Source organism: Agrococcus sp. SCSIO52902 (genome assembly GCF_022983135.1).
Lineage (GTDB): Bacteria > Actinomycetota > Actinomycetes > Actinomycetales > Microbacteriaceae > Agrococcus > Agrococcus sediminis.
The window spans coordinates 1,600,876-1,627,088 of sequence record NZ_CP095269.1; the positions used below are offsets into that span (position 1 = coordinate 1,600,876).

21 protein-coding genes are annotated in these 26,213 nt (G+C 73.8%); 13 read left to right on the top strand and 8 right to left on the bottom strand.

What is annotated here, in order from left to right; all coding sequences use genetic code 11:
* Positions 1-108: 108 nt before the first annotated feature.
* Together MU522_RS07975 and hrpA are read right to left on the bottom strand one after the other, a co-directional pair.
* The gene (locus tag MU522_RS07975) at positions 109-453 is read right to left on the bottom strand and encodes a DUF6804 family protein (RefSeq protein ID WP_246990538.1); all 345 of its coding nucleotides are present in this window, start codon (positions 451-453) and stop codon (positions 109-111) included.
* Between the two features lie 46 nt (positions 454-499).
* A complete protein-coding gene (gene hrpA / locus MU522_RS07980) occupies positions 500-4,540 on the bottom strand; it encodes an ATP-dependent RNA helicase HrpA (RefSeq protein WP_246990539.1) in 4,041 nt (1,346 codons plus the stop codon).
* 248 nt (positions 4,541-4,788) lie between these two features.
* On the opposite strand from hrpA, the gene MU522_RS07985 reads away from it, so the two are divergent.
* Positions 4,789-5,733: a hypothetical protein gene (locus tag MU522_RS07985; RefSeq protein ID WP_246990540.1), complete on the top strand. Its 945-nt coding sequence runs from the start codon at positions 4,789-4,791 to the stop codon at positions 5,731-5,733.
* A 175-nt stretch (positions 5,734-5,908) separates the two neighbouring features.
* Positions 5,909-6,379 (top strand): cupin domain-containing protein, encoded by a 471-nt coding sequence (locus MU522_RS07990; RefSeq protein WP_128190665.1) that lies wholly within the window; start codon positions 5,909-5,911, stop codon positions 6,377-6,379.
* Positions 6,380-6,455: 76 nt separating this feature from the next.
* Here the strand turns inward: MU522_RS07990 and MU522_RS07995 are convergent, their stop codons facing one another.
* From MU522_RS07995 to MU522_RS08005, 3 genes are all read right to left on the bottom strand, one after another.
* Positions 6,456-7,376, bottom strand: a complete 921-nt coding sequence (locus tag MU522_RS07995) for a hypothetical protein (protein WP_246990541.1) — start codon at positions 7,374-7,376, stop codon at positions 6,456-6,458.
* Between the two features lie 91 nt (positions 7,377-7,467).
* Positions 7,468-8,958: a multicopper oxidase family protein gene (locus tag MU522_RS08000; protein WP_246990542.1), complete on the bottom strand. Its 1,491-nt coding sequence runs from the start codon at positions 8,956-8,958 to the stop codon at positions 7,468-7,470.
* Positions 8,958-9,218 (bottom strand): SHOCT domain-containing protein, encoded by a 261-nt coding sequence (locus tag MU522_RS08005; protein WP_146357050.1) that lies wholly within the window; start codon positions 9,216-9,218, stop codon positions 8,958-8,960. Before MU522_RS08005 ends, MU522_RS08000 begins: the two co-directional genes overlap by 1 nt.
* A gap of 161 nt (positions 9,219-9,379) precedes the next feature.
* On the opposite strand from MU522_RS08005, the gene MU522_RS08010 reads away from it, so the two are divergent.
* Positions 9,380-11,167 (top strand): DEAD/DEAH box helicase, encoded by a 1,788-nt coding sequence (locus MU522_RS08010; protein ID WP_246990543.1) that lies wholly within the window; start codon positions 9,380-9,382, stop codon positions 11,165-11,167.
* Between the two features lie 24 nt (positions 11,168-11,191).
* Here MU522_RS08010 and MU522_RS08015 read toward each other — a convergent pair whose 3' ends face one another.
* Positions 11,192-11,833, bottom strand: a complete 642-nt coding sequence (locus MU522_RS08015; RefSeq protein WP_246990544.1) for a hypothetical protein — start codon at positions 11,831-11,833, stop codon at positions 11,192-11,194.
* Between the two features lie 145 nt (positions 11,834-11,978).
* Here MU522_RS08015 and MU522_RS08020 point away from each other — a divergent pair, with 145 nt between their 5' ends.
* Together MU522_RS08020 and MU522_RS08025 are read left to right on the top strand one after the other, a co-directional pair.
* Positions 11,979-12,740 (top strand): hypothetical protein, encoded by a 762-nt coding sequence (locus MU522_RS08020; protein WP_246990545.1) that lies wholly within the window; start codon positions 11,979-11,981, stop codon positions 12,738-12,740.
* 57 nt (positions 12,741-12,797) lie between these two features.
* Entirely contained in the window at positions 12,798-13,421 is a 624-nt protein-coding gene (locus MU522_RS08025) for a class F sortase (RefSeq protein WP_246990546.1), read from the top strand.
* Between the two features lie 3 nt (positions 13,422-13,424).
* Here the strand turns inward: MU522_RS08025 and MU522_RS08030 are convergent, their stop codons facing one another.
* Positions 13,425-14,087: a hypothetical protein gene (locus MU522_RS08030; RefSeq protein WP_246990547.1), complete on the bottom strand. Its 663-nt coding sequence runs from the start codon at positions 14,085-14,087 to the stop codon at positions 13,425-13,427.
* Positions 14,088-14,207: 120 nt separating this feature from the next.
* On the opposite strand from MU522_RS08030, the gene MU522_RS08035 reads away from it, so the two are divergent.
* The 4 genes from MU522_RS08035 (at position 14,208) to MU522_RS08050 (ending at position 19,025) form a co-directional block, all read left to right on the top strand.
* Entirely contained in the window at positions 14,208-15,713 is a 1,506-nt protein-coding gene (locus MU522_RS08035; RefSeq protein WP_246990548.1) for an MmgE/PrpD family protein, read from the top strand.
* Entirely contained in the window at positions 15,713-16,636 is a 924-nt protein-coding gene (prpB, locus tag MU522_RS08040; RefSeq protein WP_246990549.1) for a methylisocitrate lyase, read from the top strand. Before MU522_RS08035 ends, prpB begins: the two co-directional genes overlap by 1 nt.
* Positions 16,633-17,712 (top strand): tRNA-dihydrouridine synthase, encoded by a 1,080-nt coding sequence (locus tag MU522_RS08045; protein ID WP_246990550.1) that lies wholly within the window; start codon positions 16,633-16,635, stop codon positions 17,710-17,712. Before prpB ends, MU522_RS08045 begins: the two co-directional genes overlap by 4 nt.
* A 149-nt stretch (positions 17,713-17,861) precedes the next feature.
* Positions 17,862-19,025 (top strand): acyl-CoA dehydrogenase family protein, encoded by a 1,164-nt coding sequence (locus MU522_RS08050; protein WP_246990551.1) that lies wholly within the window; start codon positions 17,862-17,864, stop codon positions 19,023-19,025.
* Positions 19,026-19,386: 361 nt separating this feature from the next.
* Here the strand turns inward: MU522_RS08050 and MU522_RS08055 are convergent, their stop codons facing one another.
* On the bottom strand, positions 19,387-21,354 hold the full coding sequence (locus tag MU522_RS08055; RefSeq protein WP_246990552.1) for a BCCT family transporter: 1,968 nt from the start codon (positions 21,352-21,354) through the stop codon (positions 19,387-19,389).
* 228 nt (positions 21,355-21,582) lie between these two features.
* Between MU522_RS08055 and MU522_RS08060 the strand changes: the two genes are divergently transcribed.
* The 4 genes from MU522_RS08060 (at position 21,583) to MU522_RS08075 (ending at position 26,204) form a co-directional block, all read left to right on the top strand.
* Positions 21,583-22,755 (top strand): bifunctional 2-methylcitrate synthase/citrate synthase, encoded by a 1,173-nt coding sequence (locus tag MU522_RS08060; protein WP_246990553.1) that lies wholly within the window; start codon positions 21,583-21,585, stop codon positions 22,753-22,755.
* Positions 22,752-23,582 carry an aldo/keto reductase gene (locus MU522_RS08065; RefSeq protein ID WP_128189471.1) on the top strand — a complete coding sequence of 277 codons (831 nt, stop codon included), beginning with the start codon at positions 22,752-22,754 and terminating at the stop codon, positions 23,580-23,582. The genes MU522_RS08060 and MU522_RS08065 overlap by 4 nt, the downstream gene beginning before the upstream one ends.
* A gap of 223 nt (positions 23,583-23,805) precedes the next feature.
* Positions 23,806-24,225 (top strand): DUF2695 domain-containing protein, encoded by a 420-nt coding sequence (locus tag MU522_RS08070; protein WP_128189473.1) that lies wholly within the window; start codon positions 23,806-23,808, stop codon positions 24,223-24,225.
* Between the two features lie 179 nt (positions 24,226-24,404).
* Positions 24,405-26,204 carry a DUF255 domain-containing protein gene (locus MU522_RS08075; RefSeq protein ID WP_246990554.1) on the top strand — a complete coding sequence of 600 codons (1,800 nt, stop codon included), beginning with the start codon at positions 24,405-24,407 and terminating at the stop codon, positions 26,202-26,204.
* Positions 26,205-26,213 lie beyond the last annotated feature (9 nt).

Consider the following 26,213-nt stretch of genomic DNA (forward strand, 5'->3'; position numbering starts at 1 on the left):
ACTCGGTCGCTGCGCGACCGGCTCGACCAGCGGAGGGGGGAGCGGGGGTGGTCTCGACTCGGTCGCTGCGCGACCGGCTCGACCGGCGGGGCGGGGGCGGGGGTGAGGTCAGGTGCGGTCGTCGTCGCGCGGTGCCTTGATGAGGGCGGCTGCGGTGAGCATGGCGAGCGCCGCCACCCAGTGCGCGCCCACCCAGACGGGGCCGGCGATGTCGAACGGCAGCACCGGGTTCCACGCGACCGCGATCGCGAGCATCACCGGCACCCACCACCAGTGCCGCGCCTGGAAGGCGAACCAGCCGACGATGAGCGCGAGCACCGCGATCACGAACCGCAGCGTGCCGAACCACTCCGTCTCGAGCAGCAGCTGCGCGACGATCAGCGCGAGCGCGCCGAGGAAGCCGGGTGCGAGGGCGTTGCGCTGCCAGGAGGGGCCGTAGCGGTCGGGGTCCATCGCGTGTCCTTCTCTGGTGGCGTTCGTCTCGACGAGCGGGGGAGGGTCAGGGCGTGAGGGCCTTGCGGATGCGCTGCAGCGAGACCGGGCCGGCGGTGCCCAGCTGCTGCGCGAAGAGGCTGACGCGCAGCTCCTCCAGCAGCCACCGTGCGGCGACCAGCCGCTCGGCCTTCGCCGACCCGTCGGCTCCCGCCGGCGCATCCGTCACCGACGCGGGCAGCGGCAGCGCGCCCCCCGCCTCGAGGAACAGCGCAGTCGCCTGCTCGACCTCGGTCATCCAGGCGCGGTCGCGGTTGGCGGTCTCGGGCAGGCGCTTGACGCGGTGCTCGATCGCGCGCACGTACACCTCGAGGCGGCCGAGCCGGTCGAGGCCCGTGCGGCTGACGAAGCCGTCGAAGACGAGCTGCTCGAGCTGCGCGCGGGCGTCGGCGAGCGCCGCCATGTGCGCGAGGCTCGCGCCGTCGCGGATCGCCCGGTCGGCCAGGCGCGCGGCGGTGAGGATGCGGGCCACCTGCGCCGCGAGCGCGAACATGCGGTCGACGAGACCGTCTGCGACGCGGGCGCGCACCGCCTCGAACTCGGCGACCGTCGCGGGCGGCGCGGCGCCCAGCTCGGCGTCGATGATCGCGAGCATCAGGTCGGCGAAGAGCCGGTCGGTCGACGGGTAGGGGCTCGCGCCGAGCGCGAGCTTCTCGGCGCTCGTCAGGCTCGACTGTACGTACGGCGCCGGGCTCGGCACCTGCCGCAGCAGCAGCTGCCGCACCGCGGCCCGCTGGTCGCGCTGCTGCGCCTCGCGGGTCGATGCGAGCCGCACGCCGACGGTCGCTGCGCCGCCCGCGCCCTTGCCGGTGATCGCGTAGCCGGGGTAGGCGCGCACGGTGTTGCCGCCCTGCCGCACGTCGATGTGCTCGGGCAGGTCGGTGTCGAAGCCGGGAACCTCGTCGCGCTCGAGATCGCTCGTCACCTTCACCGCCGCCTTCGCGACCTGGGTGCGCGCCTGGCCGGCGAAGCGGCGCTTGAGCGCCTCGAGATCCTTGTCGGCGCCGAGCCGGCGGCCGCGGGCGTCCTCGACCGCGAACGTCGGCTTCAGATGATCGGGGATGCGGTGCCAGTCGACGTCCTCGGCGGTGGACTGCACGTAGGCGGTGCGGGAGATGCGCGCGGCGAGCACCTCCGCGATCGAGCGCGCGCCGCCCCGCTCGTCGGCCGGCGGCTCGTCGGGCAGCTCGGCGAGCATGCCGCGCGCCCAGTCGGCGGCCGGCACGACGTGCTTGCGCACATGCTTCGGCAGGCTCTTGATCATCGCCGTCAGCAGCTCCTCGCGCATGCCCGGCACGAGCCAGTCGAACCCGGCGGGGCTGAGCCGCGGCAGCACGGCGAGCGGCACGTGCACGGTGAGCCCGTCGTCTGCGGCGCCCGGCTCGAAGCGGTAGCTGAGGCGCAGGCGCTGCTCGCCCTGCTGCCACCGGGTGGGGAACGCGGCGGTGTCGACGCGCGCATCCTCGCCCGTGAGGTCCTCGCGGGTCATCGTCAGCAGGTCGGGGGTCTCCTCGCGGGCCTTCCGCCACCACCCCTCGAATCCCCGCGTCGAGGCGACGTCGGCCGGGATGCGCGCGTCGAAGAAGTCGAAGACGGCCTCGTCGCCGACCAGCAGATCGCGGCGCCGCTGCCGCTCCTCGAGCCGCTCGATCTCGCGCCGCAGCTCGCGGTTCCTGCGGTCGAAGTCCTGCGGGCTGTCCCACTCGCCCTCGACGAGCGCGTGGCGGATGAAGAGCTCGCGCGCGTGCGCCGGGTCGATGCGCTGGAACTGCACGCGCCGCCGCTCGACGATCGTCACGCCGAAGAGCGTGACCTTCTCGTAGGCGACGACCGCGCCCTGCTTGCGCTCCCAGTGCGGCTCGCTCACCTGGCGCTTCGCCAGGTCGCCCGCGAGCGGCTCGGCCCAGGTGAGGTCGATGGATGCGACGGTGCGGGCGAAGAGGCGGCTCGTCTCGACGAGCTCGGCGGCCATGACCGCGCGGGGCGGGCTCTTCGCGAGACCGGAGCCCGGGAAGATCTGGAACCGCGCGCCGCGAGCGCCGATGTACTCGGCGCGGGCGCGCATCCGCCGCTTCGATTCGCCGGGGCGCGGCTGCTGCGGCTTCTGCGTCTCGTCGAGCACGCCGATGCGGCCGAGGAGGCCCGCGAGCAGCGCCTTGTGGACGGCGACGGCGTCGACGCCTTCCGCCCCCTCCGCTCCTTGCGCTGGTCGAGCCGCCCCCTCCGCTGGTCGAGTAGCCGGCGAAGCCGGCGTATCGAGACCACTGCGCTGCGCGTCTCGATACGCGCCTTCGGCGCTACTCGACGAACGGGCGGCGGCACTGCTCGACGAACGGGCGGCGGCACTGCTCGACGAACGGGCGGCGGCACTGCTCGACGAACGGGCGGCGCGACCGGTGGGGTCGGGCTTCAGCCCCATCGCGTTCGTGAGCTGCCGCACCACGTCCTGCCACTCCCGCACGCGCAGGAACGAGAGGTGCTCCGCCTTGCACGCCTTGCGGAACTGGTTGCCCGACAGCGCCGCCTGCTGCGCCTGCAGGTGCCGCCAGAGCGCCAGCAGCGTGATGAAGTCGCTCGTCGGGTCGACGAACCGCGCGTGCGAGCGGTCGGCCTCCTCGCGCCGCTCGAGCGGACGCTCCCGCGGGTCCTGGATCGTCAGGCCCGCGACGATCGCGATGACCTCGTGGGCGACGCCCGCATCCCTGCCGGCCAGGGCCATCCGCCCGAACCGCGGATCGACGGGCAGGCGCGCGAGCTCCCGGCCGATGCGGGTGATGTCGCCCTTCGGGGTGATGGCACCGAGCTCGCGCAGCAGGTCGCGGCCGTCCTTGATGCCGCGCGGGTCGGGCGGCTGCAGGAACGGGAAGTCCTCGAGCGCCCCGAGCCCGAGCGACGCGGCCTGCAGGATGACGGCTGCGAGGTTGGTGCGGAGGATCTCGGGGTCGGTGAACGCGGGGCGCCTGTCGAAGTCGGCCTCGGCGTAGAGGCGGATCGCGATGCCCGGCGCGACGCGGCCCGCGCGGCCGGAGCGCTGGTTGGCGCTCGCCTGGCTGATCGCCTCGATCGGCAGCCGCTGCACCTTCGAGCGCGCGGAGTAGCGCGAGATGCGGGCCGTGCCGGTGTCGATCACGTGGCGGATGCCGGGCACCGTGAGGCTCGTCTCGGCGACGTTCGTGGCGAGCACGACGCGTCGCTTCGTGCCGGGGCGGGTGCTGCGCTCGAAGACGCGGTGCTGGTCGGCGGCGCTCAGGCGCCCGTAGAGCGGCAGGATCTCGGTCGCCTGGCCGAGTCGGCCCTGCAGCTGATCCTGCGCGTCGCGGATGTCGGCCTCGCTCGGCAGGAACACCAGCACGTCGCCGCTGTCGTCGCGCGCGATCTCGGCGAGCGCCGACTCGATGCCGTCGATCGGGTCGAGGTCGGCGGCCGGCTCGTCGGCCTCGCCGTCGTCGTCCTCGTCCATCGCCTCGGCGACGAGCGGGCGGTAGCGGATGTCGACCGGGAACGTGCGGCCCGACACCTCGACGATCGGCGCGCCGCCGAAGTGCCGGCTGAACGACTCCGGATCGATCGTCGCGCTCGTGACGATCACCTTGAGGTCGGGCCGGCGCGGGAGCAGCCGCTGCAGGTAGCCGATGAGGAAGTCGATCGTGAGGCTGCGCTCGTGCGCCTCGTCGATGATGATCGTGTCGTACTGCTCCAGGTCGCGGTCGCGGTGCATCTCGGCGAGCAGGATGCCGTCGGTCATCACCTTGATCTGCGTCTCGGCGCTCACCTGGTCGGTGAAGCGCACCTTGTAGCCGACGGCCGTGCCCAGCTCGACGTCGAGCTCCTCGGCGATGCGCTCGGCGATCGTACGCGCGGCGAGGCGCCGCGGCTGCGTGTGCCCGATGCTCGTGCGGCCCAGCTCGAGGCACATCTTCGGCAGCTGCGTCGTCTTGCCCGAGCCGGTCGCACCGGCGACGATCACCACCTGGTGGTCGCGGATCGCCGCCATGATCTCGTCGCGCGCCTCGCTGACCGGGAGGTCGGCCGGGTAGTCGATGCGCATCCCACCATTCTCCCGCAGTGCGCCCGTGCGCCCGTCCGCGTGCGCGCCTGCGCGCCTCGCGCATCCGCCGCCCCGCCCGCTGCCCGCCCCCGAGCGTTCGCCGACCCGATCGACCCCCGCCGACCCGGTGCACCGGGTCGCGTTCGGTGGGACGGGTCGGTCTGGCGGGGCGGCGGGGGAGAGGGCGGCGATCCACAGGAGCAGCGAGAGCGCCGCCCGCGATGCTCGAGCCCTGGCAGGGTGCCCGCATGACAGCCGATCAGCAGGCCATCCGGCCGCGCACGAAGCGGGAGCTGGCAGGAGGCCCGGCGCTGCGCCGGCCGGAGCGCGACGCCGGCCTGGCCCGCGTGCGACGCGGGGTGTACGCCGAGTCGAGCGCGTTCGCCGATGCGAGCCGCGAGGCTCGGTACCTGCTCCGCATCCGCGCTGTGCACGCGGTGCGACCGCGCGCGATCGTCGCGCGCGAGTCGGCTCTGGCGCTGCACGGGATCCCATACGGCCTCGAACCGGATGCGGTCTACACCGTGGGCGGGTCGAAGACGGCTGGAAGGAAGGCCGGCGTCGTGCACGCGCAGATCCCGATCGACGCGCGCGACGTCACGATGGTCGGCGACGTGCGGGCGACCACGGTGGCCTACGCGCTCGCGGACGTGGCGTGCCGGGGCGACGCAGTGGACTCGGTCTCGGCGATCGATTGGGCGCTGCGCAGCGCGCGCACGACGAAGCCGGCCATCCGCGATGCGCTCGCCAGGCAGAGCAAGCGCGGCCGGGCGCGCGCCGAGTGGGCGATCGGGTTCGCGGATGGGCGCGCGGAGTCGGTGGGCGAGTCGTGGAGCCGAGTGCGCGTGTTCGAGCTCGGGTTCGCCGCACCCGAGCTGCAGGTGCCCGTGACCGGGCCGACCGGCAGGGGCTGGCGCGTCGACATGCGCTTCGACCGGCCCGGCCGCCGCCCCGTCTACGGCGAGTTCGACGGCATGCAGAAGTACGGCGTGCTGGCGCAGCAGCAGGGCAAGCGCGGCGTCGAGGCGCTCGCGGACGAGAAGCTGCGCGATGACGACCTGCTCCTCACCGGCGACCCCGCGCACTGGGTCTGGGACGACGTGCTGCGGCCGGTGCGCTTGGAGCAGATCCTCGCGCGCTACGGCGTCCCGCGCCCCAGGCCGCGGCTCATCCGCATGTCGCGCGGCGCCTGAGCGCGCGAGATCGACCCGCTCCACCCGCCCCGACCCGGTGCACCGGGTCGCTGTGGGTCGGACGGGTCGGTGGAGCGGGCGGCGCGCGGAGGAGGCGCGCCGCGGGCGGGCGGGGTGCGCAGGAGGCGCGACGCGCGCTCTGGTGCTTCTCAGGAGCCGGAGTCAGGATGGCGCCATGGACATCCACGACAACGGACCCAAGCCGAACGTCTTCGACATCGAGACGGCGACGGTCGAGAACAGCAACTACCGAGCCGTCGCCTGGACGGGCAAGCACCTGCAGGTGACGCTCATGTCGATCGAGCCCGGCAAGACCATCGGGCTCGAGGTGCACAAGGGCACCGACCAGTTCCTGCGCATCGACCAGGGCAAGGGCGTCGCGAAGATCGGGCCCGCCGAGGACGACCTGCAGGAGTACGAGGTCGAGGACGGCTGGAGCATCCAGGTGCCCGAGGGCATGTGGCACGACGTCGAGAACACCGGCGACGAGCCGCTGCGCCTCTACGCCATCTACGCGCCGACGCACCACGCGAAGGGCATCGTGCAGGCGACGGCCGAGAAGGCCGAGGAGGACGAGGAGGCCGGCCGCGACGAGCCGCCGAAGTGGGTCGCCGAGGTCGACACGAAGGGCGAGGAGAAGGCCTGAGCCGCACCTCTTCCCGAAGACGCGACGACGCCCGCCGACAGGATCGGCGGGCGTCGTCGCGTGCGGGGCGGATGCGTCAGGCGCGGCCGGTCTCGTCCGCGCGCGTCTCGCCGGCGCCGGTCTCGTCGGCGTGGGCGTCGTCCGCCCCACCTTCGGGCGCGGCCTCGACGTCGGTCTCGGCCGGCGGCGTCGCGATGTCGGGATCGGCGCCGATGACCGCCGTGCCGTCCTGGGCGTCGGCGCTCGGGCCCGGCCGGTCCGCCTCGCGCTCGTGAGCGTCGGCCGGCTCGTCGTGGCCCTGGTGGCCCTCCTCCGGAGCGGGGGAGTAGCCGCGGGGCGCGTCGTCGCCGGGGTGCGCGGGAGTCTCGGGCAGCGTGCCGCCCTCGGGCGCGTCGTGGTGCGGCCGCGCGCGGTGGTCGGCGTCGGAGCCGGCGACCGAGTCGCCGGGCAGCGTGCCGCCGCGCGTGGCGGCGGGGTCGGCGCCGATCTCGTCGGCCGTCGGCACGACGCCGTCGCCGAAGGCGGCCGCGGTGGCGGCTGCCGCGCCGGCTCCGCCCGCGAGGCCGGCCGAGACGCCGGCGGCGCCCTGGGCCTCGGAGACCGCAGGCGCGCCGCGCTCGCGTGCGCGCGCATCCGCCGCCTCGGCGTAGTCGGGGTGGGGCTGCCCGGGCGGCAGGTCGTCGTGGTCGGCCGCGTCGCCGTCGAGGGGGTTGTCGCCGATGAGCGGCGGCTGCTCCTCGCCGAACTCGCCGCGGCGCTCGAGCACGAACACCGACGCGAGCATGGTGATGAGCGAGAGGCCCACGAAGGTCCAGCCGAGCACGTTGTTGCCGACGATGCCGAGGCCGTCGGTGACGCGCGTGTAGCTGAGGATGGCGAGCAGCGCGCCGACGCCGACGAGCACGCTCGTCGTGACGACGAACCACGTGGGCCGGGTGCGGCGCGTGGCGATCACGGCGCCGACGACGAGGGCTGCGAGACCGAGCAGGTAGTGCATGCGGTCAGCCTAGGGGCGATGGCTGGATCGGTGTCGAGCGAAGACGGAGGGCGGCAGGAACCGCTCGCGGCGGTGCCGCCCCGAGCCGCCCTCAGCCGGCCGCGCGCTCGACCGTGGCCATCATCCCGGCGTCCTCGTGGTCGAGGATGTGGCAGTGGTAGACCGTGACACCGCTGAACCGCGTGAAGGCGATCCGCACGACCACGCGCCCCTGGGCGGGCACGTGCACGACGTCGCGCCATCGCACGTCGGCGACGGCGGCGCCGTCGGCCTCGACGACCTGCATCGGCCACACGTGCAGGTGGAACGGATGGTCCATGGGCGTCGGGTTGGAGATCGTCCACTCCTCGACCGCGTCCGCCGCGACGCGCTGGTCGATGCGCGCCTCGTCGAACGCGCGGCCATCGAAGCCGAACGACCCAATGCCGCCGCCGGGGCCCATCCCGCCGCCGGGACCCATGCCCATCCCCATGCCCATGCTGAAGGCGATCGCGCGCCGGGCGTCGGGCTCGCGTCCGCGCAGATCGGCATCGGCGGGTCGCGGCGGCGCGGGTTGCGCCGCGCCCGTGGCAGCGCCCTGGCCCTCGACCCTGACGTCGGCGAGGACGCCCGGGCCTGAGACGTCGGCCGCGCCCGCCATCATCCCCGCCATCGCCGACAGCCGGTCGTGCCCCAGGGTGCGCAGCTCGGAGGAGCCCGCGCGCATGGTGACGAGCAGGTCGATGCGGTTGCCGGGGGCGAGGAGCGCCTCCTCGATCTCGCGGGGCGCCGGCTCGTGGCCGGAGTCCGTGCCCAGCAGGTGCAGCTGCTGGCCGGGCAGCGCGAGGCGCAGGTACCTCGAGGTGCAGGCGTTGACGACCCGCCAGCGCTCCCGCTCGCCCGGCCGCGCGGTGATCTGCGGTCGCAGCTGGCCGTTGACCAGCAGCAGCTCGCCCTCGCGGCCGAGCATGCGCTGCATCGCGCCGGCGGGCGCGACGGCGCCGGCGGGCGTCAGCGTGGTGTCCGAGATCACCAGCACCCGCTCGCGCGCCTCCGGGACGTCGTCGTCCTCGACGACGATCGCGCCGAACATCCCGGCGAAGACCTGATCGGCGACGCTGCCGTGCCGGTGCGGGTGGTACCAGAACACCCCCGGCGGGTGGTCCTCCGGCAGGTCGAACGCGTAGTCGAACGCCTCGCCCGGCGCGATGCTGAGGAACGGGTTGTCGGAGCTGCCCGACGGCGAGACGGAGAGGCCGTGGGTGTGGAGGTTGGTCGGCACCGCCAGCCGGTTGACGAGCCGGACCTCGATCCGGTCGCCGGGCCGCACCCGCCACGTGGTCGCGGGCACGACGCCGCTGTACGCGAGCACCCGTGCCTGGCGCCCCGCGAGCTCGACCTCGCCGCGCGCGGCGACGAGCTCGGTGCGCAGCACGCCGCCGGCGCTCCGCACCGCCGCGGGCTCGCGCAGCGCCGGCCCGCGACCGACGCCGGTCGCCGCCCAGGGCAGGCCCGTGCTCGCGAGCCCCACCCCGCCGACGGCGATCCCGAGCGCGCTCCACGCGCCGAGCGCGAGCGCCTGGCGACGGGTGATCGGCTCCATCAGCCGTCGCCGCGGATCCGCCCGAGGCGCTCGTCGTACTCGGCGGTGTCGATCTCGCCGCGGGCGTAGCGCTCATCGAGGATCGCGCGCGCCTGCGCCTGCGCGTCACCCGGCGCGGGCCCTCGCCGGCGGGGGTCGACGCCGCCGACCGTGAGGCGCACCAGCAGGATCACGAGCGTCGCGATCCCCACGAGCAGCAGCAGCAGGAAGACCCAGCTCCAGCCCGCGGCCATCCCTGCCCAGCCCCAGTCGCCCATCATGCTGCACCGTCCCTCCCCGCCGATGGCGGTCCGTGCAGCGCGCACGCGGTCGTGCGCGCCGCTCCCCGGTGCCGGGAAGACGCCGTCAGGATACCCCCGGAGGTATCTGCGGACAAGGGCCTCGGCGCGCCGTGTGGGCGGTCTCGCCTACCCTTGATCCAGTGACGAGCCCCGCGACCGAGACGCACGCCAGCAGCGCGCACTTCGGCTCGTGGGCGGCCGACCACCTCCCGCCGAACTACCCCGAGCGCGCCGCCTGGGGCACCGTGCAGCCGCTGCGCGCGTGGCAGGAGGAGGCGCTCACCCAGTACTTCACGACCGAACCGCGCGACTTCCTCGCGGCCGCGACCCCGGGCGCCGGCAAGACGACCTTCGCGCTGCGCCTCGCCTCCGAGCTGCTGCGCCGCGGCACCGTCTCGCGCATCACCGTCGTGGCGCCCACCGAGCACCTGAAGCAGCAGTGGGCCGACGCCGCGCACCGCGCGGGCATCCGGCTCGACCCCGACTTCTCGAACGGCGACGGCGACTACCCCCGGCAGTACCACGGCGTCGTCGTGACGTACGCGCAGGTCGCGGCCCGCGCATCCGTGCACGAGCGCATCACGCGCTCGGCGCCGAGCCTCGTCATCCTCGACGAGGTGCACCACGCCGGCGACGCGCTCTCGTGGGGCGACGCCGTGCTCGAGGCGTTCGGCCCGGCCGCCCGGCGCCTGTCGCTGACGGGCACGCCGTTCCGCAGCGACACCTCGCCCATCCCGTTCGTCGAGTACATCCGCGACGAGCGCGGCGTGCGCGTCTCGAGCACCGACTACGCCTACGGCTACGACGCGGCGCTCCGCGACGGCGTCGTGCGCCCGGTCGTCTTCATGGCCTACGCGGGCACGATGCAGTGGCGCACCTCGATGGGCGACGAGATGAAGGCCACGCTCGGCCAGGGCGACACGAAGGACATCACGAACGGCGCCTGGCGCACCGCCCTCGACCCGGGCGGCGAGTGGATCCAGCAGGTGCTGCGCTCGGCCGACGTGCGGCTGACGCACGTGCGCCACTCGGTGCCGGATGCGGGCGGCCTCGTGATCGCGACCGACCAGGCCCAGGCCAGGCAGTACGCGCAGCTGCTGCGCGCCATCTCGGGGGAGGAGCCGACCGTCGTGCTCTCCGACGACGCGGGCGCCTCCGACCGGATCAGCGCGTTCTCGGCCGGCACGTCGCGGTGGATGGTCGCGGTGCGGATGGTCTCGGAGGGCGTCGACGTGCCGCGGCTCGCGGTGGGCGTCTACGCCACGAGCTCGGCGACGCCGCTGTTCTTCGCGCAGGTGATCGGCCGCTTCGTGCGCTCGCGGAAGCGCGGCGAGATCGCGACCGTGTTCCTGCCGTCGGTGACGCCGCTGCTCACGCTCGCCGCCGAGCTCGAGCGGCAGCGCGACCATGCGCTCGACAAGGAGCAGGCCGACGACCAGCTGCTCGACGACGACCTCATGGCCGCCGCCGAGCAGGGCGATAAGGACGACCGGGAGCCTGCGCCGTTCACGTGGGAGCCGCTCGAGTCGAGCGCCACCTTCGACCGGGTGCTCTTCGGCGACGCGGAGTTCGGCCAGCTCGTCGAGCCCGCGACCGAGGAGGAGATGGACTTCATCGGCATTCCCGGGCTGCTCGACGCCGAGGAGGTCTCCGACCTGCTGAAGCGGCGCCACGCGCGGCAGGCCGCGCGCATCCGCGACCGGCCGCCGAACCAGGAGGCGCCCGAGCCGCTCTACCGCAACATGCGCGAGGAGCGGCAGCTGCTCAACTCGCTGGTCGCGATCGTCGCCAAGCGCCGGGGCGAGGCGCACGCGCTCGTGCACGCCGAGGCGCGGCGCGTCTGCGGCGGGCCGCCGGTCGCGCAGGCTTCGATGCAGCAGCTGCGCGACCGCATCCACTACCTGCGCCGGGTCGTCGACAAGCGCTGAGCCGCGGGCAGCCGACCTCGGCGGCTAGTCGTGCTCGACCCAGCAGACGAGCACCGAGGACGCGACCGCGTAGGCGACCTCGGACTGCGTCATCGTGCCGTCGGCGAGCTGCTCGGGGAGGCCCGTTGCGTCGACCAGGAGGGTCTTGCCGTCGCGGAGGAACGCGACCACGCCGTCGCCGGTCGAGAACGACGGCAGGCCGAGCCCGAGCATCCCGTCGATCTCCTCGGCGCCGGGGAGGCTGCCCTGCAGCTCGGCGAAGTGCGCCTCGCCGATCGCGGGATCGGTCGCGTCGTGCACCGAGAGCACGAGCGGCGCGCCGTCGACGTCATAGGTGCAGGTGAAGTCGGGCGCGTCCCACGCAGTCGCCGGCGGCTCGAGGTCGTCGAGCCGCAGCTGCGAGGCGATCGCCGTCTCGACCTGCCCGCCGCAGACCATCGCGGCCGCCTCGGACGGCCCGCCGGATGCATCCGTCGACCCGTGGGCGCCGTGCTCGCCGTGCTCGGAGCCGGGCATGACGCTGCCGTCGGGCATCGTGTGCGAGGCCTCGGGCGACGTCGCCGTCGTCGGCGCGGGCGCCGCTCCGGGATCCGCGGTCGCTGCGGCGCAGCCGGTGAGCATGAGCGCGGCGACGGCGAGGACGGCGAGCCGGTGCGAGCTGGTCATGCCGGTGGTTCGGCGCGACACGCGCGGCGGATTGCGTATCCGCCGCCGCGCCCGCCCGATCCAATCCGCCGTCGGGAGGGCGCCGAACCCCACACCACGAGAGCGCACGCCGTGTGCTCGACATCCTCCGGAAGAGGTCCACCCCATGAAGAACAAAGCAGTTCTGCTCGGCGCCCCGGCGCTGGGACTCGGCCTGGTCATGCTGGGCACCGCCCCCGCGATGGCCGCGCACGCCGAGGGCTCGTACTCGACGATGCTCGACGAGATCAACAACAGCGGCGCCTCCGGCGAGGTCTGGATCGACGTCGAGGGCACGACTGCCACGGTGACGCTGAACGCGACGGGCCTCGCGGCCGAGTTCGACGGCGCGCCCTACCCGCACGTGCAGCACATCCACATCGACGCGCAGGGCCTGTGCCCGAGCCCGGACGCCGACACGAACGGCGACGGCATCATCAGCACGACCGAGGGCGCTCCGTTCTACGGCGGCATCGGCACGACCCTCTCGGTCGGCGACGCCGACAAGAGCCCTGACGGCGGTCTCGACCTCGCGGCTGCGCCGGCGGGCGACACGATCTCCTACGAGGAGACGTTCGAGCTCGACCAGGCGACGCAGGACGCACTCGCCGCCGGCACCGCCGTCGTCGTCGTGCACGGCCTCGACCCGGCCACGCAGCCCGAGGCCGGCACGAGCGAGAGCGACCTCGTGCCCGAGCTGCCGCTGGCAGCGACCTCGCCCGCGCTCTGCGGCGCCCTCGCCATGGCTCCGGCCGGCGGCGTGGACACCGGCGTCGAGCAGGGCACCGACGGCACCGCGATGACCGTGACCGCGCTGGGCGGCCTGCTGGCCGTCGGCACCGTCGCCGGTGTCGTGATGCTCCGTCGCCGCGCGATCACGAACGACTGACCACCCGTCAGCTCGATGATCTCCACTGGAACGGGCCGTCGCCATCGCCTCACGGCGGTGGCGGCGGCCCTCCTGCTCTCGCTCACGGCCTGCGCCGGCACGGGAGCCGATGCCCCGCCCGAGGCGGCGCCGCCCGCCATGACGCAGTCGCCCGCGCCCGCCCCCTCCGAGAGCGCCGAGCAGCCGGCCGACGACGCGGCCCCCGCGGCCGCCCCCGCGATGGAGGCCTCGACGCCCGTCAGCGTCAGCATCCCCGCGATCGACCGCGAGGCCACGCTCATCCGCACCGGCATGCGCGACGACGGCACCCTCGAGGTGCCGCCCGACGCCGACGGGTCGCCCGCGAGCTGGTACGACGGCTCGCCCACGCCCGGCGAGGTCGGCGCGGCGGTGCTGCTCGGCCACGTCAACTCGCTCACCGACGACAGCGGCGTCTTCTACGACCTCGTCTCGCTCGAGATCGGCGACGAGGTGAGCGTCGCCCGCGAGGACGGCACCACGGCGACCTTCGAGATCTACCGCGTCGAGTCGTTCGCGAAGTCCGAGTTCCCGACGCGCGACGTCTACTACCCGGTGCCCGACCCCGAGCTGCGCCTCATCACGTGCGACGACCTCGGCGAGGCCGACGGCGAGTTCCCCAACAACCTCATCGTGTTCGCGCGGCTGGTGGCGACGGCGTAGCGGTCACGGCGCCGGCGGGGTCTCCCAGCCCTGCAGCGCCGGGCACACCTGCCACGAGACGACGACGTCGCCGCCGTCGAGCGGGATGCCCGCCATGACGGCGTGCATCTGCACGCCGTCGGCGCCCTCGTGGCGGCTCACCGCATCCCACTGCAGGAGCGTCGTGAGGGCCCCGCCGGGGTGCACCGAGATGCCGTAGCTGCGGGTGTTGTCGCTCATCGAGATGCGCGTCTGCTCCATGCCGCGCTCGGTGGCCCACGCGACGAGCGCCTGGTCGATCTCGTCGAGCCGCGCGCCGTCGTCGCCGCCGTCGAGGTAGGCGCGGGCGAACCGCATCCGGCAGTCGTTCGTCAGCATCGTCCAGCTCGACGCGCACAGCACGTCGAAGCGGTCGAGCGCGCCCGGCAGGTCGAAGCCGCCGCGGTACTGGGCGTCGGCCGGCACCTCGTCGACCTTGTCCTCGGGGCCGCCCCAGAAGACGTCGTCGTGGCAGCGCGCCGACGGGCCCGGCATGTGGCCGATCGGCTCCGCAGGGGACGCGGTCGCGCCCGGGTCGGTGCGGTCGGGGCCGCCGCTGGCGGGCAGGCAGCCGCTCAGGGCGACCAGCGCGGCCGCGGCGGCGAGGCAGCGCAGCGCTCGTGCGCGGGAACGGCCGACGACCGCCATGACCGCCTCCTCATCGAGGCCTCCGCTTCGGGAGTCGAGCCGATCGTACGCCCGCACCCCGGCGGCGGCCAGGGGCGTCGTGCGGCACGCCCCGGCGGGCGCATCGCTAGGCTCGGCACCATGCAGCACCATGATGTGAGAGCCCGCAAGAGCGCCGAGAACCTGCCCCGCGAGGAGCAGCTCGCCTGGAAGATCGCCCAGGTCGCCCTCGACCCGGTCGAGGTCGAGGCCGAGGTCGTCGAGATGATCGCGAACCGCATCATCGACAACGCGTCGGTGGCGATCGCGAGCCTCAACCGCCCGCCGGTCGTGTCAGCCCGCGAGCAGGCGCAGCGCCACCCGTACGAGCCCGGTGCCGCGGTCTACGGCATCGAGGACCGCGTGAGCCCCGAGTGGGCCGCCTGGGCGAACGGCGTCGCCGTGCGCGAGCTCGACTACCACGACACGTTCCTGGCCGCCGACTACTCCCACCCGGGCGACAACATCCCGCCCATCCTCGCCGTCGCGCAGCACGTCGGCTGCGACGGGCGCGCGCTCGTGCGCGGCATCGCGACCGGCTACGAGATCCAGGTCGACCTCGTGCGCGCGATCAGCCTCCACAAGCACAAGATCGACCACGTCGCCCACCTCGGCCCGTCGGCCGCCGCCGGCATCGGCACGATGCTCGGCCTCGAGGCCGAGACGATCTTCCAGGCGGTCGGCCAGGCGCTGCACACCACGACCGCCACCCGCCAGTCGCGCAAGGGCGAGATCTCCACCTGGAAGGCGCACGCCCCCGCGTTCGCCGGGAAGATGGCGGTCGAGTCGGTCGACCGCGCCATGCGCGGCCAGACGAGCCCCGTGCCGATCTACGAGGGCGAGGACGGCGTGATCGCCTGGCTGCTCGACGGCTGGGAGGGCGCCTACCAGGTGCCGCTGCCCGCGCCGGGCGAGCCCAAGCGCGGCATCCTCGACACGTACACGAAGGAGCACTCGGCCGAGTACCAGGCGCAGGCCTGGATCGACCTCGCGCGCAAGCTCGGCGCCGAGCGCCCCGAGCTGCGCGATCCCGAGAACGTCGCGTCGATCGTGCTGCACACGAGCCACCACACGCACTACGTCATCGGCTCGGGTGCCAACGACCCGCAGAAGTACGACCCGACGGCCTCGCGCGAGACGCTCGACCACTCGATCCCGTACATCGTCGCGGTCGCGCTGCAGGACGGCGGCTGGCACCACGTCGACTCCTACGCGCCTGAGCGCGCCGCCCGGCCCGACACGGTCGAGCTGTGGAACAAGATCTCGACGCTCGAGGATCCGGTGTGGACCGAGCGCTACCACGACCCCGACCCCGACAAGAAGGCGTTCGGCGGCCGCATCGTCATCACGCTCACCTCGGGCGAGACGATCGAGGACGAGATCTCGGTGGCGGATGCGCACCCGGCGGGCGCGCGCCCGTTCGGCCGTGCGGAGTACGTGCAGAAGCTGCGCATGCTCGCGCAGGGGATCATCGACGACGCCGAGATCGCCCGCTTCCTCGGGCTCGTCGAGCGGCTGCCCGAGCTCACGGCCGAAGAGGTGCGGCAGCTCAACGTCGTCGCGCCCGCGGGCACCGTCGACGCCGGCACGACGCAGGGCATCTTCTAGTGCTGTCGACCAGCGTCACGCCCAACGAGAAGCGCAAGGCACTGCGGGCGGGCCTCGCCTCCGGCACGCTGCAGCGCTTCCCGGGCGCCTTCACGCCGCTGTCGGCGCCGCTCATCCAGCAGCTCGGCTTCGAGGGGGCCTACATCTCGGGCGCCGTCATGGCGGCCGAGCTGGGCCTGCCCGACATCGGCCTGACGACGCTCACCGAGGTCGCCCAGCGCGGCCGCGAGATCTCGCGCATGACCGACCTGCCGACGCTCATCGACGCCGACACGGGCTTCGGCGAGGCGATGAACGTCGCCCGCGCCGTGCACGAGCTCGAGGACGCGGGCGTCTCGGGGCTCCACCTCGAGGACCAGGTCAACCCCAAGCGGTGCGGCCACCTCGACGGCAAGGAGGTCGTGCCGCTCGACCAGGCGGTGCAGCGCATCGCGGCCGCCGTCGCCGCGCGCCGCGACAGCGACCTGCTCATCATGGCCCGCACCGACATCCGCGGCGTCGCGGGGCTCGAGGCCGCGAAGGACCGCGCGAAAGCCCTCGAGGCCGCCGGCGCCGACGCGATCTTCCCCGAGGCGATGGCCACGCTCGAGGAGTTCGCGGCGATCCGCGAGGCGGTCGACGTGCCGATCCTCGCCAACATGACCGAGTTCGGCAAGAGCGCGCTCTTCACCCACCAGCAGCTGCAGGACGTGGGCGTGAACATCGCCATCCACCCGGTGTCGCTGCTGCGCATCGCGATGGGAGCGATCGAGCGCGAGCTCGGCCTGCTGGCCGAGACGGGCACCCTCGAGGGCGCGGTCGAGCGCATGCAGACGCGCGCGCGGCTCTACGAGCTCAACGACTACGCCGCCTACAGCGCCTTCGACGAGGGCGTGTTCGACTTCGAGGTGCCCGGTCGCCTCATCGGGGGCGCGCACGGATGAGCCTGCTCTTCTCGCCCGTCACGGTGGGCGCCGTCGAGGTGCGCAACCGCGCCTGGGTCTCGCCCATGTGCCAGTACTCGTGCGAGCAGCTCGACGGCGTGCCCGGCCAGTGGCACCTCGAGCACCTCGCCTCCTTCGCGCGCGGCGGCGCGGGCCTCGTCATGACCGAGGCCGCCGCGGTCGTGCCCGAGGGCCGCATCTCGCCGCAGGACGCCGGCATCTGGGACGACGAGCAGGCCGAGGCGTGGGCGGTGATCGCCGAGCGCATCCGCGCTCACGGCGCCGTGCCCGCCATCCAGCTCGCCCATGCCGGACGCAAGGCATCCACCTACCGCCCGTGGAGCGGCCGCGGCAGCGTGCCGCAGGGCGAGGGCGGCTGGCAGACGGTCAGCGCGGGCGCGGATGCGTTCGGCCGGTTCGCGCCGCCGCGCGCGCTGGGTGCCGACGAGGTGGCGCAGCTGCCGGAGCGCTTCGCCGAGGGCGCCCGACGCGCCGCGGCTGCGGGCTTCGACGCGATCGAGGTCCACGCCGCGCACGGCTACCTGCTGCACCAGTTCCTCTCGCCACTCACCAACCACCGCGACGACGAGTGGGGGCCCGACGCCGACGGCCTCCGCGTCGAGCTGCTGCGCCGCGTCGTCGCGGCCGTGCGCGAGGCGGCGCCGGACGCCGCGCTCATGGTGCGCCTCAGCGCCTCCGACTGGGTCGAGGGCGGCATCGACACGCGCCTCACGATCGAGCACGTGCGCGCCGCCGCCGACGCGGGCGCCGACTGGTTCGACCTCTCCTCCGGCGGGCTCGACCCGCGCCAGGAGATCCCACTCGGGCCCGGCTACCAGGTGCACTTCGCCCGCGACGTGCGCGCCGCGACAAGCCTGCCCGTCAACGCCGTCGGGCTCATCGACGAGCCGTCGCACGCCGAGCAGCTGCTCGCCGAGGGCGACGCCGACGCGGTGATGCTCGCTCGCGCGTGGCTGCGCAACCCGCACTGGGCCCTCGCGGCCGAGGCCGCCCTCGACGGCGAGCCCGAGGCATCCGTCTGGCCTCCGCAGTACACGAGGGCGCGGCAGGCGTAGTCGCACCCTCGGCCCCGCTCCGCGCCGAGCCGTTCGCCCGCGTGCCGTAAGGTGCAAGGCGACTGCTCAGCGCGGAGCGAGGCCGACTGATCCCGATCGGATCGCGGCATCCCGCGCGGATGGCGGCTCCCTAGACACAAGGAGACGGGATGACGATCGATCTGGCCACCTACGCCCTCAGCGACGACGAGCTGACGCTCGCGGAGACCATCCGCGACTTCGCCGACCGCGTCGTGGCACCCGTCTCGTACGAGGCCGACCGCACGAAGACGCTCCCGATGGACGTCGTCGCGCAGATGGGCGAGATGGGCCTGTTCGGGATCCCCTTCCCCGAGGAGCACGGCGGCCAGGGCGGCGACTACTTCGCGCTCTGCCTCGCCATCGAGGCGCTCGCGCGCGTCGACCAGTCGATCGCGATCACGCTCGAGGCGGGCGTGAGCCTCGGCGCCATGCCCGTGTTCCGCTTCGGCACGCCCGAGCAGCAGGCCGAGCTGCTGCCGCCGCTGCTCGAGGGCACCGCGCTGGCCGGCTTCGGCCTCACCGAGCCCGGCGCCGGCTCCGACGCGGGCGCGACCCGCACGACCGCGCGCCTCGACGGCGACGAGTGGGTCATCAACGGCGCGAAGCAGTTCATCACCAACTCCGGCACGCCCATCACGAAGTTCGTCACCGTCACGGCTGTCACGGGCGAGCAGGACGGCCGCAAGGAGATCTCGACGATCATCGTGCCGAACGGCACCCCCGGCTTCACCGTGGACCCCGGCTACGACAAGGTCGGCTGGCACGCCTCCGACACGCATCCGCTCACCTTCTCCGACGCGCGCGTGCCCGCGGCGAACCTGCTGGGGGAGCGCGGCCGCGGCTTCGCCAACTTCCTGCACATCCTCGACGAGGGACGCATCGCGATCGCGACGCTCGCCACCGGCGCGGCCGAGGGCTGCCTCGAGGCCGCGGTCGACTACGCGAAGCAGCGCACGGTCTTCGGCGAGCCGCTGTCGACCCGCCAGAGCATCCAGTTCACCCTCGCGCGCATGCAGGCGCGCGTGCACAGCGCGCGACTCGCGTGGCACCACGCGGCGCGCCTGCGCGACGCCGGCAAGCCGTTCAAGACCGAGGCGGCGATCGCCAAGCTCACCGCGAGCGACGCCGCGATGGACAATGCGCGCGAGGCGACGCAGATCTTCGGCGGCAACGGCTTCATGAACGAGTACCCGGTGGCGCGGCACTTCCGCGACTCGAAGATCCTCGAGATCGGCGAGGGAACGAGCGAGGTGCAGCTGCTGGTGGTGGCGCGGGCGCTCGGCGTGGCCTGAGCCGCGGCACCCCGTCGGTCGAGTAGGCCGCGTCACCCCGTCGGTCGAGTAGGCCGCGTCACCCCGTTGGTCGAGTAGGCCGCGGAGCGGCCGTATCGAGACTGCGCTACCCCGTTGGTCGAGTAGGCCGCGGAGCGGCCGTATCGAGACTGCGCTACCCCGTTGGTCGAGTAGGCCGCGGAGCGGCCGTATCGAGACCGTGGCCGGCCTCGTCTCGATACGGCCCTGGCGGGCCTACTCGACGAACGGGTGGGGAGCGGCCGTGACCCCGTTGGTCGAGTAGGCCGCGGAGCGGCCGTATCGAGACCGAGGCAGCTTCGTCTCGATACGGCCCTGCGGGCCTACTCGACGAACGGGGGGGCTACTCGGCCGGGGGCTCGGCCCGGCGACGCCGCTCCCGCTCCTCCTCGCCGACGACGAGCGCGTTGTCGCCCGAGGCGCTGTGGTCGGGGCGGTCCGGGCCCTTCGGCTGGATGCGACCGGGGTCGAGGGTGCGCTGCACGCCCTGCGCGTCGATCGGCCCGGTCGTCGCATCCGTGTACCACTCGGTGAGCGCCGGGTCGTCGGTGTCGAGCCACGCGCCCGCGCCGTCGTCGGCGTGCACGCCGCTCGAGCCGAAGACGAAGTCGTCGCCGTGCTCCTCGATGCCGAGCCGCACGCCCTGCGCGATCGCGGCCTTCGCGTACTTGTGGCGCAGCATGTAGGGGTCGGTGCGCAGGTCCTTCGCCCAGGCGACCATGATGCCGATCACCACGAACGCGAAGGGCAGCGCCGTCACGACCATCAGCGACTGCACGCCGCTGAGCGCCTCCTCGCCGCCGGCGACGAGCAGCGTCGCGGCGGTCGCGCCGAGCAGCACTCCCCACGTGATGGTCACCCAGCGGCTCGGCTCGGGCTTGCCGCCCTGGCTCATCGACGCCATCACGATCGACGCCGAGTCGGCGGAGGTGACGAAGAAGATGACGATCGACACGAGCGCGAGGATCGACGTGATCACGCCGAAGGGCAGGTTGCCGAGCATCGCGAAGAGCATCGCCTCCGACGAGCCCGCCTCGCTGATGCCGAGCCCGGCCGCCTCCATCGACATCGACGTGCCGCCGACGATCGTGAACCAGACGAGGCAGACGGCCGACGGCACGACCACGACGACGGTGACGAACTCGCGCAGGGTGCGGCCGCGGGAGATCTTCGCGACGAACATCCCGACGAACGGCGTCCACGACACCCACCACGCCCAGTAGTAGGTGGTCCAGGCGGAGAGGAACGCGGCCGAGCCCTCGCTCTGCGCGGGGTTGCGCATGAGCATCGTGCCGAGGTCCTCGAAGAACGCGACCGTGACCGACGGCAGCAGGTTCAGCAGCAGCAGCGTGGGGCCGGCGACCAGCACGAAGACCCCGAGCACGCCGGCCACGACCATGTTGATGTTCGACAGGGCCCGGATGCCGCGCTTGATGCCCGAGACGGCCGAGACCACGAAGAGGGCCGTGAGCACCGCGATGGTGCCGATGAGGAAGGCGTTGCCGACCTCGCCGATGCCCGCGACCATCTCGAAGCCGCGGCCGATCTGCAGCGCCCCGATGCCGAGCGAGATGGCGGTGCCGCCGAGCGTCACGATGATCGCGAAGACGTCGACGAGCTGGCCGAGCCAGCCCTCGGTGCGCTGGCCGAAGATGGGCGTGAAGATCGCCGAGATCAGCGGCGAGCGCCCGCGGCGGTAGGCGCCGTAGGCGATCGCGCCGCCCACGAGCGCGTAGTAGGCCCACGCCATCGGTCCCCAGTGGAGCAGCGTCTGCGCGAGCGCGGAGTGCATCGCGTCGACGGTGCCGGGCTCAGCGTCGAAGCCGTGAGGCGGAGCGAGGAAGTAGGTGAGCGGCTCCATGGGGCCGTAGAAGAGCAGGCCGATGCCGATGCCGGCGGAGAAGAGCATCGCGATCCAGGAGACGGTCGAGAACTCGGGCTCCTCGTCGTCGGAGCCGAGCCGCACGCCGCCGGTGCGGCCGTAGCCGGCGAACATCATGAAGACCGTGATCGCGATCGTGAGCGCCCCGAAGAGCCAGCCGAAGTTCGTCGTCACCCAGCCGAGCGAGGCCGAGCCGGTCGCCTGGATGCTCGCCGGGTCGAGGATGCCCCAGACGATGACGGCGGCGATGAAGGCGCCGGCGATCGCGAACACGGCCCAGTTCGTGCCGAAGGTGCGGCCGGTGCGCTCGACGCCGATGCCGGGGATGAGCGCAGGATGCACGAGTCCGGGCTCCGTCACCTCCCGGATGACCTGCCGCACGGGGGTGCGGCGCGGATGCTCAGGGGTCGTGGGCGGCGTCTCGGCCATGGCGTCTCAGCTCGTCTCGTGTCGTTCGGTGCGGTCTCGTTCCAGCCCTCGCGGGCGACAGGCGACGCTATCGCGGGCCTCCGGCGCATCCTGCGAGCATCGGCGGATCGTTGCGGCATCGTGACCGCCCATGCCTGGGCACAGACGTCGTTCGCCGGGCGAACGATCTTCGGAGCGGCCGTGCCCTAGAGTCGGATCGCGCCCCACACCTGTTCACCGAGGAGCACCATGACCCAGCCCGAGGCCCAGCCCGAGATCAAGAAGGGGCTCGCCGGCGTCGTCGCCGACACCACCGAGATCTCGAAGGTCAACCCCGACACGAACTCGCTGCTCTACCGCGGCTACCCGGTGCAGGAGCTCGCCGCGACGCAGCCGTTCGAGGCGGTCGCCTACCTGCTCTGGCACGGCGAGCTGCCCGACGAGGCCCAGCTGGCCGAGTTCCGCGCGAAGGAGCGCGGGCTGCGGGCGCTGCCCGACAACGTCAGGACGGTCATGGATGCGCTGCCCACGACCGCGCACCCGATGGACGTCGTGCGCACGGCCGTCAGCATCGTCGGAGCCAACGACCCCGACGCCGACGACGCATCCACCGACCTCGACAAGGCGTTCGCGCTCTTCGCCGTGCTGCCGGCGATCGTCAGCTACGAGCAGCGCCGCCGCCGCGGCGAGCAGCTCGTGCCCCCGCGCGACGACCTCGACTACGCCGCGAACTTCCTCTGGATGTCGTTCGGCGAGGAGGCCGACGAGGTCGTCGTCGACGCCTTCAACCAGTCGATGGTGCTCTACGCCGAGCACTCGTTCAACGCATCCACCTTCACCGCCCGCGTCGTCACGTCGACGCTCGCCGACCTCTACTCCGCGGTCACCGCGGCCGTCGGCGCGCTCAAGGGCCACCTGCACGGCGGCGCGAACGAGGCCGTGATGGAGGTCTTCCACGAGGTCGGCGAGCCGTCGAAGGCCGACGCGTGGATGCAGACCGCGCTCGACGAGAAGCGCAAGATCATGGGCTTCGGGCACCGCGTGTACAAGAACGGCGACTCGCGCGTGCCCACCATGCGCGCGGCGCTCGAGCGGCTCGTCGAGCACTACGACGCCCCCGAGACGCTCGAGATGTACACGGCGCTCGAGCAGGCGATGGCCGACCGCAAGCCCATCAAGCCCAACCTCGACTTCCCGTCGGGCCCCGCCTACGCGCTCATCGGCTTCGACGTGCCGATCTTCACGCCGCTGTTCGTCGCGGCGCGCGTCACCGGCTGGACCGCCCACATCATCGAGCAGCGCGCCAACAACGCGCTCATCCGCCCCCTCTCGGCGTACAGCGGCCCCGACGAGCGTCACGTGCCCGGCGTCGACACCGCAGCCCTGCCCGAGGACACGTCCACGATCGAGGAGACCGAATGACCACCATCCCCACCCTGCAGCTCAACGACGGCCGCACGATCCCGCAGCTCGGGTTCGGCGTCTTCAAGGTCGACCCGGCCGAGACCGAGCGCATCGTCACCGAGGCGCTCGAGGCCGGCTACCGCCACATCGACACCGCCACCATCTACGGCAACGAGGAGGGCGTCGGCCGCGCGCTCGCCGCGAGCGGCATCGCGCGCGACGAGCTCTACGTCACGACGAAGCTCTGGAACGACCGGCGCGGCGAGGCCGCGGCCCGCGAGGCGCTGGGCGCGAGCCTCGAGATGCTCGGGCTCGACCACGTCGACCTCTACCTCATCCACTGGCCGACGCCCGCGAACGGCAGCCCGGTCGAGACCTGGCAGACGCTCGCCGCGATGCGCGACGAGGGCCTCACCTCGTCGATCGGCGTCTCGAACTTCGACGAGCGCTACCTGCCCGAGATCCTCGAGACCGGCATCGTGCCCGCGGTCAACCAGATCGAGCTGCACCCGCAGTTCCAGCAGCGCGCCGCGGTCGAGCTCTCGGCGCAGCACGACATCAAGATCGAGGCCTGGGGCCCGCTCGGCCAGGGCAAGGTCGACTACTCGACCGGCGTCATCGGCGAGATCGCGCAGCGCCTCGGCGTCTCGTGGGCGCAGGTCACGCTGGCCTGGCACCTCGCCGAGGGTCGCATCGTCTTCCCGAAGTCGAGCAGCCCCGAGCGCATGGCCGAGAACCTCGCCGCCGCGTCGGTGCAGCTGACGCCCGAGGACATCGCGGCGATCGACGCGCTCGACCAGGGCGCGGCCGGCCGCGTCTCGGCCGACCCCGCCGAGGTGAGCTGACCCGACCCCGCCGGACGGACGCATCCGCCCGCCCCGTTCGGAACCGATCCCGCTCGACGACCCGTTGCACCCGGCACGACCCGGCGCACCGGGTCGTCGTCGGTCGAGCGGGTCGTTCCGCCGGCCGTCGCCGCCGACGGGTGGACGGCCGTGCAGCGCGGCCCTCCACAGGCGGGCGGATGCGCCGCACGGGCCGGGCGGGAGGTCTGCGACCGTGCGCGGCATGGAGAGATCGATCAGCGACGAGGCCGAGGCCTACGTGCGCAGCCTGCTCGACGACTGGCTCGTGCCGCACCCCGGGGAGTGCGTCGCCTGCTTCCTCGACCGTGCGCTCGAGCGCTCGAGCTGCGACGGCGACCTGCGGTTCGCCGAGCTCTACCGCGACCTCGCGGCGCCGCGCGCGACGGCGCTGCTGCCGCGGCTGCGTGCAGCGGGCGGCTACTGCGACTGCGAGGTGCTGAGCAACGCGATGCAGCCGGCGTGGCACCTGTGGTCCACGAGCCGCGAGCTCGACCTCGACGGGCGGTCGATCGTGCTCGAGGCCGAGCCGCCCGAGGCGATGCCGCCCTGCACGGGCGTGCGCCGCGGCTCGACGCAGCCGTGCCGCAACTGGCACCGCATGCGGCGCCCCACGCGCTGGTGAGGGCCGGCGCCCGCTCGCCGGTGTGATCCGTTCCACCGAGCGGGACCCCTGCCACCGAGGAGGACCCGGTGCACAGGGTCCTCTGCGGTGGAGCGGGTCCCGTTCGAGCGCACGGTGTTCGAGCGCACGGTGTTCGACCGCACCGGCGGGCGCCGAGGCGACGGGCGTAGCGTGGGCGGATGGAGAGCGTCGACAACCGGCTCGCGGGCGCCGCGAGCGCCTACCTCAGGCTGCACGCCGACAACCCGGTCGACTGGCGGGAGTGGGGCGAGGCGGCGTTCGCCGAGGCGCGCGAGCGCGGCGTGCCGGTCTTCGCGTCGGTCGGCTACGCCACCTGCCACTGGTGCCACGTGATGGCGCGCGAGTCGTTCGCCGACGCCGAGGTCGGGGCGGCGCTCCGCGCAGGCTTCGTCGCCGTCAAGGTCGACCGCGAGGAGCGCCCCGACGTCGACGCCGCGCTCATGGGCGCGGCATCGGCCTTCACGCGCCAGCTCGGCTGGCCGCTCAGCGTCTTCCTCACGCCCGACGGGCAGCCGTTCTTCGCCGGCACCTACTACCCGCCCACCGCTCGGCAGGGCGTGCCCGGCTTCCGCGACGTGCTCCGCGGCGTCGCCGCGGCCTGGCACGAGCAGCCGGATGCGGTGCTCGACACCGCGGGGCGCGTGCAGGAGGCGCTCCGCGCCGCGCGGGCCGGCTCCGGCGAGCGTGCCGACGCGCTGCCGGACGCGGCCGAGATCCGGGCGGCGCTCGCCGGCGTCGCGGCGCAGGAGGACCCGGAGCACGGCGGGCTCGGCGAAGGGCAGAAGTTCCCGCAGGCGCCGCTCATGCTGGCGCTCGTCGACGTGGATCCGGCGCTCGCGGGCCGGCTGCTCGACGCGGCGGCCGGCGACGACGCGGTGGTCGCGGGCGGCGGGTACTCGCACCTGCGCGGCCGCGACGGCGGCTTCTTCCGCTACGCGACGCGCCGCGACTGGGCCGCACCTCACTTCGAGCGGATGCTCATCGACAACGCGCAGCTGCTGCACGCCGCGACGCTGCTCGGGCGCGAGACCGTGGCGGCCGGCATCGTCGGCTTCCTCGACGACGTGCTGCGGCTGCCCGGCGGCGCGCTCGCGGTCGCCGAGGACGCCGAGTCGACCGTGCGTGGGCAGCGCGTCGAGGGCGGCTGGCACCTGGGCCCGCCGTCGCCCGAGCGCGAGCGGCCGCCGCTCGACCGGCTCGTCGTGACGGCCGCGAACGGGCTCGCGATCGAGGCGCTCAGCATCCGGGCGCTGCGCGACGGCGACGAGCGGGCGCTCGCGCTCGCCCGCGGCGCGGCGGAGCACCTGCTCGCGCACCACGCGCGTCGCACGCCCGAGGGCGTGCGGCTCGCGCACCACGCGCGTCGCACGCCCGAGGGCGTGCGGCTCGTGCACGCGAGCCTCGACGGGCAGGCCTCCGACGCGGTCGCGACCGCGGCCGACGCCGGCTGCCTCGCGAGCGGCCTGCTTGCGCTCACCGCCGCGACCGGCGAAGCGCGCTGGGCCGTGGAGGCCCGCGCGATCCTCGAGGCGGCACCCGATCCCGTCGCCGTCGCGGGGCAGGGCCCGGCGCTCGAGCTCGGGCCGGCCTCCGACGGCGACGCGCCGTCGGGCGAGGCCGCGCTCGCGGGAGCGCTGCACGGGCTCTACGCGCTGAGCGGCGACGCCGAGCACCTCGAGCGCGCGACTCGCCTGCTCGACGCGACCCTGGCCATCCGCAATCCCTTCGCCGGCGCCGCGACGCTGCGGGTCGCGGCGCTCCTCGCCGAGCCGCCGCAGACGCTCGTGCTCGTCGGCGACCCGCCCGCGGCCCTGCGCCGCGAGCCCGGCGCCCTGGTCGTGAGCCCCGCGCAGGCGGCCGAGCTCGCGGATGCCGGCTTCGAGCTGCTGGCCGGCAAGGAGGCGCCGGGCGCCTACCGCTGCCGCGGCTTCGTCTGCGACCTGCCCGAGCCGTTCTGACCTGTCAGC